Here is a 12,417-nt window from a genome sequence, read left to right on the forward strand (position 1 = left end):
CGGGGGTTCGGCGGGGGCTTCCTGTGGTGCGGCGCGTCCGGGTCAGTACCGAAGGGCCGTGCCGACGTTCGCCCGCACCTCGCCGTGCAGCCGGCGATTGCCGCGCGCGGTGCCGTGGCCCGAGCCGTGCGCGGGCACGTTCTTGACCATCAGCACGACGACGTCGAGCAGATTGCCGCCGCCGTCCGTGAAGTTGACCTGGACGGCGAAGGACTTGGCGGCGGAGGCGGTGTTGCGGGCGGTCACGGTGGTGGTGGCCCGCCCGTCGCCGTCGAGGGTGACGGCGCCGAGGCTCACCTGCTCCTTGGCGTTCAGGCCGCCCTTGGCCTCGTCGAGTCTGCGGCCTGCTTCCGCCGAGGCCGAGGCGAGCGCGTCACCGCCCCGGGAGGCGAGCGAGGCGGCGGCGGACGCGGCCGAGGCGGCCTGTTCGGCGGGGGTGGGGGAGTGCGGGGAGCCGGTGCCGCAGCCGGCGGCGGACACCATGACCAGGGCCAGTACCGCGCCCGCCGCACCCCGTCCGCCGTGCCCTGCCATGTGTGACTCCCGTGCCCTCGCCGCGATTCGTTCCCCTCAGTGAAGGGTGGGCGGCAGCACCCCGCACACCGGGTGCGACACCCGGGCCGCACAGGCACCCGAAAGGCCCTCAGGACGCCGCTGAACAGGCGATGTGACCGGCGTGGGCGCCCTCGCCGGGCGGCTCGGCGCACTCTGGCGGATAGTGGTGGGGGGACCAGCTCCCCCGGCAGCACTCGTTCTGGCGTCTTGGCACAGGAGGCCCGATGCGCGCTTCACGGCCGCTGGCCGCGCTCACCGGTTTCGCGTTGCTCGGCATCGCGCTCACCGCCTGCCAGGACCACGCGTCCGGTCAGATCGTGGCACGCAACGACGGACGGGTCGTACAGACCCTCACCAATCCCTCGGTCAGGGGCTGCCACCGCTTCCCCGGTGGCGTCACCCACGTGACCAACCTGACCCAGAGCAGCCTGCGCCTGTACACGACCCGCGACTGCACCGTGCCCGCGGGTGGCGCGTACGACTTCGTGGACATCGGCGCGACGGACCAGGTGGTGCGGGCGACGGGGCTGTGGAACAGCTTCGACTTCGCACCGGAGTGAGGACCGGCCGCCGCGACCGCCGACTCCCCTCGCGGCACACGTACGCGCGCATCCCCCTTGTCCGTCTGCCCACTCTCCCTACGGGTTTGTCGATACGATGCCCGTTATGGCGAGTTGGGGGAGTGCTGGGTGGAACCGTTGATCGACTTGGTGTTCTCGGCGGTCGGCACGGTCGCCTCCGGTGCGCTGTCCGGGGCGGGCGGCGAGATGGGCAGGCGGATCTCCGAGCGGCTGCACGGACTGCTCGGCCGGGCGGGATCCGAGCCGGGCACCCCCTCGGGTCAGCAGGTGCTCGTCCTGCCCGTCACCGAGCACGAACGCAGGGCCGCCGCCTTACAGCTCGTGGAACTCGCCCACAGCTCACCGGAGTTCGCCCGCGAGGTGCGCGAATGGGTCCGCGAGGCGTCCTGGCTGGCGCCCCGCCCGGTGCCGGCCGTGGCCCCCGGTGCCTCCCGCCCGCAGATGCTGCCGCCCGCCACCGCCGCCTTCACCGACCGCGAGGACGTGCTCGCCTGGATCAAGGGCCTGCTGGACGACGCCGACCGCGCACCCGGCGCACCGGTCGTCGCCGCCCTCACCGGGCCGGGCGGCATCGGCAAGACCGCCACCCTCGTACGGTGCGCGCACGAACTGCGGGAGCGGTTCCCGGACGGAGTCCTGTTCGTCGATCTGGCCGGCGCGTCCGCAGGCACCGCCCTCACGCCCTCCGAGGCGCTCGTCCGTCTCCTGGAGGGCCTCAAGGCCGGCACCGTCCCCGGCGACGAGGCACGGCAGCGGGACCTGTTCCGGGACTGCACGGCCGACCGCCGCATGATCGTCGTACTGGACAACGCACTGGACGACGCGCAGGTGCTCCCCCTGCTGCCCGCCTCGCCCGGCTCCCTCGTCCTGGTGAGCAGCCGGCACCGCCTCGGCCGGCTCGTGGCCGAACACGGCGCGCACCCCTTCACCCTGCGGCCGCTGTCGACCGCGGACTCCGTCCTGCTGCTGCGCCGCGTCGCCGGGCGGGACCGGTCGGCCGCCCCGGAGGAGGTCGTCCGGGCCGTCGCGGAGGGCACCGGCGGCATCCCGCTCGCGGTGTGCACCACCGGCGCCGGACTCGCCGTGCGGGAACACCTCTCCTGGGACCGGGTGGCACGCGGACTCTCCGACCGGATCCACGGCACGCGGCAGACAGGAGCCCCCATGGGTGACACCGACCCGCTCGCCCCCGCCGACCCCGTCCGGCTCGCCCAGGACGTGTCGTACGGCGAACTCACCCCCGAGTGCGCCGCGTTCTACCGTGCGCTGGCGGTCTGGTCCTGGCCGACCGTGAGCGTCCTGTGCGCCGCGCACGCGGCCGGTGTCGAGGAGGACCGGGCGCGGGACATGCTGGAGCGGTTGGCCCGGGTCCATCTGCTGGAGGAGGTCGCGGAGGAGCGCTACCGCTTCCACGACCTGGCCCGCGCGCACGCCCGTGAGCTGGCGGTCGCCGAGGACGGGGACCGCCGGATGCGCGAGGCGGTCCGCCGGGTGGCGGTCGCGTACTTGCGGTTCGCGGCGGCCGCGGACCTGCGGGTGATCCCGCACCGCTGGCACCTCGGCCCCGTCTACGACCGTCTCACCGCGCCGGAGCATCCCGAACCGGGCGACAGCGCACGGGCGTTGCGGGAGCTGCGCGCCGAGCGGGAGAACCTCGCGGCCGTCATCCACGCGGCCGAACACCACGGCTACGACGACCTCGTGTGGCAGCTGTGCGAGGCGATGTGGAGCCTGCATCTGCGGCTCGGCTTCCACGCCCAGTGGATCGAGACGCATCTGCGCGGGGTCGAGGCCGCCCGGCGCGGCGCGGAGGAGTTCGGCGACCGGCGCGCGGTGGGCCGCATGCTGGTCCAACTGGCCTTCGCCTACATGGGAGTCGGTGACGCCGACCGGGCGGAGGAGGCCCTGGAGGCGGCGATCACCGCCGACACGGAATGCGGTCATCTCCGCGGCCGGGCGACCGCCCTGGAAGCCCTCGGGCTGCTCCGCCTCAAGCTGTGGCGCCACGACGAGGCACGCCACGGCTTCGAGGAGGCCCTGCGCGCCCTGGACGGCATCCGCGAGGGCGACGACGGCCGGCGGGACGTCCCCCGCGCCACCGCGCTCCTGGAGCACCACATCGGCCGCGCCCTCGCCCAAGAGGGCGCGTTCCCGGCCGCGTTGGCGAAGCTGAACGACGCGCTCGTGCGCTTTCGCACCCTGCCCGAGGGCGCGGACAGCTACAACGAGGGCCGTGTCTACATGAGCCTGGGCGAGACCCACCTGCGCGCGGGCGACCCCGAACTCGCCCTGGTCTGCCTGGACAGGGCCGTCGAGACCATGACGGCCGAGGGCGCGGACCTCCAGCTCGCCGACGCGCTGGAGCAGCGGGCCGAGGGCCACCGGCTCGCCGGTCATCCCGAGGAGGCCGCCGAGGACCTCCGGGCCGCCGCCGCGCGGTACGAGAAGCAGGAGGACGCGGTCGGCGCCGAGCGGGTACGGGAGCGGCTCGCCGCGCTGGCGGGCTGAGCGGCGCGGACTACGCCGGACGCGTCGGCATTCGCTCGATCGTCACCCGGTGGGTCACCGTGCCGGTGCGGACCGTCAGTTCGGGGATGGCCTCGGAGAGTTTGCGGCCGGTGGTGAGCCAGGTGTGCAGGGCGGAGGCGTAGGCGGCCGGGTCGCACAGATCCGGGCGGCCGTCGGGGGCGGGGGCGGCGGACAGGCGCAGCAGATCGCCCTGGCGGGTGCGGACGACGCAGCGGTCCGGGCCGTCGGCGTAGGCCGCCAGCGCGGCGTAGGGGTACCGGGCCAGCGCCTCCGCGGTCCAGGCGCCGGGCGGGCCGAGGCGCGGGTCGTCGGCGGGGGCGTGGCGCAGGACGACGTCCGCGAGGCGCAGCCGGCCGGCCTCGCGGGTCTCCTCGTCGACCGCCGTGTGCGCGTACGCCTCGGGCGCCGCCGCGAGTCCGTCGGCCGGGTCGGGGGCGTCGCCGGACACCGGATGCCGTACGAGCACCACCTCCGGTGTCCGGCCTTCGGTCACCTCGGCGAAGACCCGAACGGGCGTGGTACGACGGGCCGGTTGGTGGGGCGGCAGTGGCAGCGGATCGAGCAGCGCGGTGTGGCCGGTGGGCTCCGGCAGGTCCATGAGGCGGTAGAAGAGGCGGCGCAGCAGCCCCGCGGACTCGCCCGGTGCGGAGCTTGCCTGCTCGGCGAAGTGCGCGTAGCGGTCCGGCTCGTGGGCGGCGATCGCCGTGTCGATCTGGGCGCGCAGACTGCCGCGCCGGACCAGACGGGGTGCCGTACGGCCGAGCGCGGCCACCGGGGAGTGCGGGTCCAGCGCGTCCTGCGGGAACGCCCCGAGGAGTACGGGCGCGCCGATGGCCGCCGCGTAGTAGGTGACGCTGGAGTGGTCGCCGAGCACACAGTCCGCCGCGATCAGCGCCTGCCGCCACCAGTCGAGCGGCGGTACGGCGTCCAGGCCGGCCCGCCGGGCATGGTCGAGCCAGGCCCTGACCTGGCCGGGACCGTGCCCGTACCAGATGTTCGGGTGCAGCACGGCGAGGGAGCGGTACTCGTCGGCCGGCAGCTCAGTGGACAGCCGGGACAGCAGCCAGGGCAGCAGATCGTCCGCTTCGGCCGCCTCGCGTGAGCTCGCCCGCGCCGCGCCGAACAGGGACCGCGACGACCAGGTCGAGCTGACGACGACCAGCTTCTGCCCGGGGGCCACGCCGAGGGCGCGGCGGAAGAGTTCGCGCTGCGGGAGCGCGCCGATGAGCCGGTCGTAGCAGGGATCGCCCGCCAGTACGGCGGTGGGCGCGGCCTGCGGGCAGGAGGCGCGCAGCCGCTCCAGCTGCTCGGGGTGGGACAGGACGGTGGCCGCGGCGAGCGGACGGCCGCGGTGCAGCAGCCAGTCCGGCGAGAGCCCGAAGACCGGTGCGGCCGACTGCTGTTCGGCGTCCGGTGCGGCGAGCCGCTTGTTGTAGCCCATCCCGTGCGACAGGACGACCAACTCGCCGAGGATCTCGTCCAGTTCGCCGCCGTAGCTCGCCGAGACGGCCAGGTCGAACGTGGTCTCCTTGGCCTGCTCCCACGGCAGGACGGGCAGCCCCATGCCCGTCAGCAGCTCGACCACCCCCGCGAGGAACGGCGAGGACCCGGTGCACGTGGCGAACAACTGGAGCCGTACGTCCCCGCCGAACAGGGGCAGCACATCCAGCAGCCGGGTCGCGGACGTCACGTTGTGCACCACGAGCAGCACCCGGCGGCACCCCGCCCGCGTGACCCAGCGCTCCGCGTCCGCCCCCACCGGCACCCGCAACCGTGCCGCCCCACCCATCACCACTGGCGCGTATCCCCGTCCCGGCCTGATCGATTCGGCGTTCCTCCGGCCGTAGACCCGATGCTATCGAGCCGTAACTCCGGGAACACGCACAGGGATCAGGGACGCGGCGCCCGCGGGGACGGGAGCCGCCCTCGATCCGGCCGCCGCCCCCGCGGGCAGCCGCGGCGCACCCGTCGAAAACCCTTCGACGGGGCGGCGATCGGGCTGATAGCTTTCCGCTGACCGTGCGCCAGGAAAAGGAGGTGAGACCCATGACCGAGGTATCCGTATGGGTGCTCCCCTCTTCGTCACGGTCGAGCGGCTGACGTAGCTGCCGCCGGGAGCGCCGCACCGACAAGGCATTCCCGAAAGGCAGCAACCGATGAGACAACACTCTGCGCACACACTGAAGTTCACCACGCGGACATCGGCCGATGGCGTGATCGAGCGCGACTTCGTCCTGGGCGACATCCCCGGCGTGCTCTGGTCGCCCGCCTCCGGCCCCGAGCGGGCGCCCCTCGTGTTCATGGGCCACGGCGGCGGCACGCACAAGAGGTGGCCTGCGATGACGGGCCGCGCCCGGCTGCTCGTCACCGGCTGCGGCTTCCATGTCGCCGTCGTCGACGCGCCCGGCCACGGCGACCGGCCGCGCACGGCGTACGACGAGCAGGAGATCGCCGCGCTGTACCGGGCCCGGGAGGCGGGCGAGCCGGAAGGTCCGATCGTGGTCCGCTACAACGCCCAACTCGCCGAGCGCGCCGTCCCCGAGTGGCGGGCGGCCCTGGACGCCCTCCAGGAACTGCCGGAGATCGGCACCGGCGGGCCCGTCGGCTTCTTCGGTCTGAACATGGCCACCGCGATCGGCGTGCCGTTCGTGGCGGACGATCCCAGGATCACCGCGGCGGTCTTTGGGCTGCACTGGCCCGACGCCCTGGCCGAGGCGGCAGGGCGGATCACGATCCCCGTCGAGTACGCCATGCAGTGGGACGACGAGCACATTCCGCGCGCCGCCGCGCTGGCCCTCTTCGACGCGTTCGCCTCGAAGGAGAAGACGCTGCACGCCAACTCCGGGCGGCACAAGGAGCTGCCCCGGTTCGAGTCGGACAGCGCGGCCCGCTTCTTCGCCCGGCACCTGGGGCCGACGGCGGTCCGGGGGGCCTGAGCCGAGCGGTGCCGGCGTTCCCGGGCACGGGGACGCCGGCACCCGGGGCGACAGATATTCGGCCACCTCCGATAATGCTTCACCCGGCAGGCGGGCAACGGAGGGAGCACAGGTGACCGAGACGTTCAAGCGTCGCGCCCCGAGCCAGTGGGGCGAGGGCGGCGCCCTGAAGGAGGAGATCCTCGCGGCCGCGGCCCGGCTGCTGGCCGAGTCGGGCCGCGAGGAGGCGCTGTCGCTGCGCGCGGTCGCCCGCGAGGTCGGTATCGCCGCCCCCAGCGTCTATCTGCACTTCAAGGACCGCTCCGACCTGGTCGCGACGGTGACGCGCCGGGCCTACGAGAAACTGGTCGCCGAGCTGCGGGACGCACGGGACGGCAGGACCCCTCACGGCCCTCACACCCCCCACCTTTCCCGCGCCCCCCACACCCCCCGCGCCGCCCTGCGCGCCATGGCCCACCGCTATTGCACCTTTGCGCTGGAGAACCCCCGGCGCTTCCGGCTGATGTTCGGTGTCGAGCGCATCGTCGGCCCCCGCGAGGACTCGCCGCGCCACCCGGTGTGGCTGGTGCTCGGCGCCTGGGAGGAGGCGCTGGCCGCGCTGGACGCGGACCGCTCCGGGCAGGTGGGCACCGGGCAGGACGCGCTGCTGCTGTGGTCGGCGCTGCACGGCATCGTCACCATCGCGATGGCGCTGCCCTACGAGGTCGACCGCCGCGGACTCATCCAGCGCGCGGACGATCTGCTCGATCGCATCGTGGCCGGATAGCGACGGCGAACCCTTGGGCACCGTTGACGTGCCCCCCACGATCCCTAAAGTTGCCCGAAGCACCTAACACCGTTAGGGGTGTTGGGTGCCCCCCTTGCCGAGGAGGCAGCTGTGACCGAGACAGTCGTGGACACGCCGACCGGGCTCCCCGAGCACCCCATGCCCCGCGCCACCGGATGCCCCTTCGATCCGCCCCCCGCCCTGAAGGACCTCCAGAGCGAGCGGCCCGTCTCCCGGGTGCGCATCTGGGACGGCAGCAGCCCCTGGATGATCACCCGCCACGAGGACGTACGGGCCCTGCTCGGCGACCCGCGCATCAGCGCCGACCCCCGGCGCCCCGGCTACCCGCACCGCAGCGCCGCGACCCAGGAGCGCGACCGGACCCGCACCACCTTCCTCACCATGGACGACCCCGAACACGCCCGGCTGCGCCGCATGGTGACGGCCCCCTTCACGATCAGGAAGGTCGAGGCCCTGCGGCCGTCCGTGCAGCGGATCGTGGACGACCTGATCGAGGAGATGCTCGCCGGGCCCAACCCGACCGACCTGGTGGAGGCGTTCGCACTGCCGCTGCCCAGCCTGGTGATCTGCGCGCTGCTCGGAGTGCCGTACGAGCGGCACGACTTCTTCCAGCGCCACAGCCGCGTCCTGGTGCGCAGCACCTCCACCCGCGAGGAGCTGCTGGCCGCGTCCGAGGCGCTCACCGACTACCTGGACGAACTCCTGGCCGCCAAACTCGCGCACCCCGAGGACGACGTGCTCTCCCAGCTCGCCGTCCAGCGCGTCGCCACCGGCGAGCTGACCCGGCGCCAGGCCGCCGAGATGGGCGTCCTGCTGCTCGTGGCCGGCCACGAGACCACCGCCAACATGATCGCGCTCGGCACCGTGGCCCTGCTGCGCAACCCGGACCAACTCGCCCTGCTGCGCGACTGCGAGGACCCCAAGAAGGTCGCCGCCGCCGTCGAGGAGCTGCTGCGCTATCTGAACATCGTCCACTCCGGGCGGCGGCGCGTCGCGCTGGAGGACATCGAGATCGACGGTGAGCTGATCCGCGCGGGTGACGGTGTGATCTTCGCCAACGACATCGCCAACCGGGACCCCGGCGTCTTCCCCGGCCCCGACCGGCTCGACCTCACCCGCGACGCCCGCCGCCATATCGCCTTCGGCTACGGCATTCACCAGTGCCTCGGCCAGCCGCTCGCCCGCGTCGAACTCCAGGTCGCCTACAGCACGCTCTACTCCCGCATCCCCACGCTGGCGTTGGCCACGGACTTCGATCAACTGAAGTTCAAGCACGATGGCTTCGTCTACGGCGTTTATGAACTACCCATCTCCTGGTAGCACTTCACAGCATGCACCACACGGCACACCCGCACCATCACGAACCATGAGACGAGGAACCCATGCGCGTGGAAGTCGACCAGCCCAAATGCGTCGCCTCCGGACAGTGCGTCCTGGTGGCACCCCAGGTCTTCGACCAGGACGACGAGGGCATAGTGCAGCTGCTGGACGCCGACCCCGGCCCTGAACACGACGAGGACGTACGGGAGTCGGCCGCGATCTGCCCCGCCGCCGCGATCCGGCTGGTGGAGGCGTGACGAGCGCCCCGCCACGCCGCATCGTCGTGGTGGGGGCCTCGGCGGCCGGTCTGACGGCCGCCGAGACCCTGCGCCGCGCGGGCTACGACGGCTCGCTCACCCTCGTCGGGGGCGAACCGCATCCGCCCTACGACCGGCCGCCGCTGTCCAAGCAGGTCCTCACCGGCGCCTGGGAGCCCGAGCGGGTGCATCTGCGCCGCCCGGCCGATCTGGACGCCCTCGCCCTGGACCTGCGGCTCGGCGTGCCCGCCGCCGCCCTCGCCCCGGCGACCCGCACCGTGACCCTCGCCGACGGCACGAGCCTGACGTACGACGGTCTGATCATCGCCACCGGGGTCCGGCCGCGCCGGCTGCCCGAGTGCGACACACCCGGCGTCCATGTCCTGCGGGACCTCGGGGACGCCGTCGCCCTGCGCGAGCGGCTGACCGCCGGAGGCCGGCTGGTCGTGGTGGGCGCCGGGTTCCTCGGCGCCGAGGTCGCCGCCGCCGCGCGTACCCTCGGCGCGAGGGTCACCCTGGTGGAACCCGCCCCCGTGCCCCTCGCGCACGCCGTCGGACAGCAGGTCGGCACGCATCTGGCCCAGGTCCACCGCGATCACGGCGTGGATCTGCGGACCGGGACCAAGGTCGCCGGGATCACCACCGGGGCGGGCCGGGCCACCGGCGTGCTGCTCAGCGACGGCAGCACGATCCCGGCCGACGACGTCCTGATCGCCATCGGCTCCGAGCCCAACACCGACTGGCTGGAGGACAGCGGGCTGCGACTGGCCGACGGCGTGGCCTGCGACCGGTACAGCGCCGCCGCGCCCGGCATCTACGCCGCGGGCGACGTGGCCCGCTGGCACAACCCGCTCTTCGGCACCGACATGCGCGTGGAGCACCGTACGAACGCGGCCGAACAGGGCATGGCCGCCGCCCGCAACCTTCTCGCCCCCGAGCAGGCCAAACCGTTCGCGCCGGTGCCGTCCTTCTGGTCCGACCAGTACGACCTCAGGATCCAGGCGTTCGGACACCTGCGCGATCACGACGAGGCCCGGGTGGTCGACGGCGACCCGGCGGACGGCGGCTTCCTCGTCGCCTACCGCAGGGGTACGGCACTCACCGGAGCGCTCGCCGTGGGCATGCCGCCCCGCGTGCTGCGCCCCTGGCGTGCGGCGCTCGCGGCCGGAACCGAGTGGACCCGTGCCCTGGACGGCCCGCCGGAAGCGGACCAGACTTGACATGAGGTAGCTCACGTTTCATGCAGGACCTATAGGCGAGGAGGACCGGGGAACACGGGTGGGGGAGCAGCCGGCAAGGGAGGATTCACCATGGCGCGTTCGGTCGGAATCGACCTCGGGACGACGAACTCGGTGGTCTCGGTCCTGGAGGGCGGCGAACCCACCGTCATCACCAACACGGAGGGCGCGCGGACCACTCCCTCGGTCGTGGCGTTCGCCAAGAACGGCGAGGTGCTGGTCGGCGAGGTCGCCAAACGGCAGGCCGTGACCAACGTGGAGCGCACCGCGCGCTCGGTCAAGCGGTACATGGGCGATCATTCCTGGCGCTTCCCCGACCAGGGCGACATCGACGGCAAGCACTACACCGCCCAGGAGATCTCCGCGCGGGTGCTCCAGAAGCTGAAGCGGGACGCCGAGTCGTACCTCGGCGAGGACGTCACGGACGCGGTGATCACCCTCCCGGCCTACTTCGACGACGCCCAGCGGCAGGCGACGAAGGAGGCCGGGGAGATCGCCGGCCTGAACGTCATGCGGATCATCAACGAGCCGACCGCCGCCGCCCTCGCGTACGGCCTGGACAAGGGGGACGAGCAGACGGTCCTCGTCTTCGACCTCGGCGGCGGCACCTTCGACGTGTCCCTGCTGGAGATGGGCGACGGCGTCATCGAGGTCAAGGCCACCAACGGCGACACCCACCTGGGCGGCGACGACTGGGACCAGCGCGTGGTGGACCACCTGGTGCAGCAGTTCAAGAACCACTACGGCATCGACCTGGGCAAGGACAAGATGGCCGTGCAGCGGCTGCGGGAGGCGTCCGAGAAGGCGAAGATCGAGCTGTCCAGCTCCTCGGAGACCACGATCAACCTGCCCTACATCACCGCCTCCGCCGAGGGCCCGCTGCACCTGGACGAGAAGCTGACCCGCGCCCAGTTCGAACAGCTGACGGCCGACCTGCTGGACCGCTGCAAGGCGCCGTTCCACAACGCGATCAAGGACGCCGGGATCAAGGTGTCCGACATCGACCATGTGGTGATGGTGGGCGGCTCGACCCGGATGCCCGCCGTCACCGGCCTGGTGAAGGAGCTGACCGGCAAGGAGCCGCACAAGGGCGTCAACCCGGACGAGGTCGTCGCGATCGGCGCCTCGCTCCAGGCCGGTGTCCTCAAGGGCGAGGTCAAGGACGTCCTGCTGCTCGACGTCACCCCGCTGTCCCTCGGCATCGAGACCAAGGGCGGCATCATGACCAAGCTGATCGAGCGCAACACCACGATCCCCACCCGCCGTTCGGAGATCTTCACCACCGCCGAGGACAACCAGCCCTCGGTGTCCGTCCAGGTCTTCCAGGGCGAGCGCGAGATCGCCGCCTACAACAAGAAGCTCGGCATGTTCGAGCTGACCGGTCTGCCGCCCGCACCGCGCGGAGTCCCGCAGATCGAGGTCGCCTTCGACATCGACGCCAACGGGATCATGCATGTGTCCGCGAAGGACCTCGGCACCGGCAGGGAGCAGAAGATGACCGTCACCGGCGGCTCCGCGCTGCCGAAGAACGACATCGACCGCATGGTCCGCGAGGCCGAGCAGCACGCCGAGGACGACCGGCAGCGCCGCGAGGCCGCCGAGACCCGCAACCAGGCCGAACAGCTCGTCTACCAGACCGAGAAGCTCATCAGCGACAACCCCGAACGGATCTCCGCCGAGGCGCGGCACGAGACCGAGGCGGCGCTCGCCGAACTGAAGGCGAAGCTCAAGGACGAGAACACGGACACCGCCACCCTCCGCCGGGCCACCGACCAAGTGGCCCAGTCCGCCCAGAAGATCGGCACGGCGCTGTACGAGCAGTCCCGCGCCCAGGGCGAGCAGGGCACGGGCGGGGCGGCGGGCGCGGGCGCCTCCGGCGGGTCGGCGTCCGGTGACTCGGCGCCCGGTGGGTCCGCCGCGGAGGACGACGAGGTGGTGGACGCCGAGATCGTCGACGACGACCGGCCCGAGGCGGGCTGACGACGGACGAGGACCTGCCCCCGGCCGCGGCCCCCGCGCGCGGGGGCGGTGCCGGGTCCGGTGGCCGTGCGGCGGCGGACGACCCGGCACGGGCGCCGGAGGACGGCGCGCCGGACTGTGCCCTGGCGGCCGGGCCCCCGATCCCCGGCTGCACCGTCGAGCGCACCGGCGCCCACGAGCCCCTGGCATCCGGCCTCGCGGACATCGCCGAGACCCTGGGCCCCAGCTCGGCGC

10 protein-coding genes are annotated in these 12,417 nt (G+C 73.0%); 8 read left to right on the plus strand and 2 right to left on the minus strand.

Going from position 1 to position 12,417, the window contains the following annotated elements; translation table 11 throughout:
- Positions 1-42 precede the first annotated feature (42 nt).
- On the minus strand, positions 43-534 hold the full coding sequence (locus tag AB0N90_RS00280; RefSeq protein ID WP_365192032.1) for a hypothetical protein: 492 nt from the start codon (positions 532-534) through the stop codon (positions 43-45).
- Between the two features lie 245 nt (positions 535-779).
- Here AB0N90_RS00280 and AB0N90_RS00285 point away from each other — a divergent pair, with 245 nt between their 5' ends.
- The gene (locus AB0N90_RS00285) at positions 780-1,115 is read left to right on the plus strand and encodes a hypothetical protein (protein WP_361669339.1); all 336 of its coding nucleotides are present in this window, start codon (positions 780-782) and stop codon (positions 1,113-1,115) included.
- A gap of 129 nt (positions 1,116-1,244) precedes the next feature.
- Entirely contained in the window at positions 1,245-3,644 is a 2,400-nt protein-coding gene (locus AB0N90_RS00290) for an NB-ARC domain-containing protein (RefSeq protein ID WP_365192033.1), read from the plus strand.
- A gap of 10 nt (positions 3,645-3,654) precedes the next feature.
- On the opposite strand, the gene AB0N90_RS00295 is transcribed toward AB0N90_RS00290, so the two are convergent.
- A complete protein-coding gene (locus AB0N90_RS00295) occupies positions 3,655-5,454 on the minus strand; it encodes a hypothetical protein (RefSeq protein WP_365192756.1) in 1,800 nt (599 codons plus the stop codon).
- Between the two features lie 367 nt (positions 5,455-5,821).
- Here AB0N90_RS00295 and AB0N90_RS00300 point away from each other — a divergent pair, with 367 nt between their 5' ends.
- From AB0N90_RS00300 to dnaK, 6 genes are all read left to right on the plus strand, one after another.
- Positions 5,822-6,601, plus strand: coding sequence for an alpha/beta hydrolase (locus tag AB0N90_RS00300; RefSeq protein ID WP_365192034.1), 780 nt, complete (start codon positions 5,822-5,824; stop codon positions 6,599-6,601).
- Positions 6,602-6,713: 112 nt separating this feature from the next.
- Entirely contained in the window at positions 6,714-7,367 is a 654-nt protein-coding gene (locus AB0N90_RS00305; RefSeq protein ID WP_365192035.1) for a TetR/AcrR family transcriptional regulator, read from the plus strand.
- Between the two features lie 111 nt (positions 7,368-7,478).
- Complete coding sequence (locus AB0N90_RS00310) at positions 7,479-8,708, plus strand: cytochrome P450 (RefSeq protein WP_365192036.1); 1,230 nt, start codon at positions 7,479-7,481, stop codon at positions 8,706-8,708.
- A 62-nt stretch (positions 8,709-8,770) separates the two neighbouring features.
- Positions 8,771-8,965 (plus strand): ferredoxin, encoded by a 195-nt coding sequence (locus AB0N90_RS00315; RefSeq protein WP_361669351.1) that lies wholly within the window; start codon positions 8,771-8,773, stop codon positions 8,963-8,965.
- Positions 8,962-10,185 carry an FAD-dependent oxidoreductase gene (locus tag AB0N90_RS00320; RefSeq protein ID WP_365192037.1) on the plus strand — a complete coding sequence of 408 codons (1,224 nt, stop codon included), beginning with the start codon at positions 8,962-8,964 and terminating at the stop codon, positions 10,183-10,185. Before AB0N90_RS00315 ends, AB0N90_RS00320 begins: the two co-directional genes overlap by 4 nt.
- A 90-nt stretch (positions 10,186-10,275) precedes the next feature.
- Complete coding sequence (gene dnaK / locus AB0N90_RS00325) at positions 10,276-12,183, plus strand: molecular chaperone DnaK (protein ID WP_365192038.1); 1,908 nt, start codon at positions 10,276-10,278, stop codon at positions 12,181-12,183.
- Positions 12,184-12,417: the final 234 nt, after the last annotated feature.

Origin of the sequence: Streptomyces sp. NPDC093018 (assembly GCF_040684035.1) — a bacterium.
Taxonomy (GTDB): Bacteria; Actinomycetota; Actinomycetes; order Streptomycetales; family Streptomycetaceae; genus Streptomyces; species Streptomyces murinus.

Bases quoted from the DNA above. Each gene is read 5' to 3' on its own strand.
- AB0N90_RS00280 (WP_365192032.1), bottom strand. From the start codon at position 534: ATGGCAGGGCACGGCGGACGGGGTGCGGCGGGCGCGGTACTGGCCCTG.
- AB0N90_RS00285 (WP_361669339.1), top strand. From the start codon at position 780: ATGCGCGCTTCACGGCCGCTGGCCGCGCTCACCGGTTTCGCGTTGCTC.
- AB0N90_RS00295 (WP_365192756.1), bottom strand. From the start codon at position 5,454: ATGGGTGGGGCGGCACGGTTGCGGGTGCCGGTGGGGGCGGACGCGGAG.
- AB0N90_RS00300 (WP_365192034.1), top strand. From the start codon at position 5,822: ATGAGACAACACTCTGCGCACACACTGAAGTTCACCACGCGGACATCG.
- AB0N90_RS00315 (WP_361669351.1), top strand. From the start codon at position 8,771: ATGCGCGTGGAAGTCGACCAGCCCAAATGCGTCGCCTCCGGACAGTGC.
- dnaK (WP_365192038.1), top strand. From the start codon at position 10,276: ATGGCGCGTTCGGTCGGAATCGACCTCGGGACGACGAACTCGGTGGTC.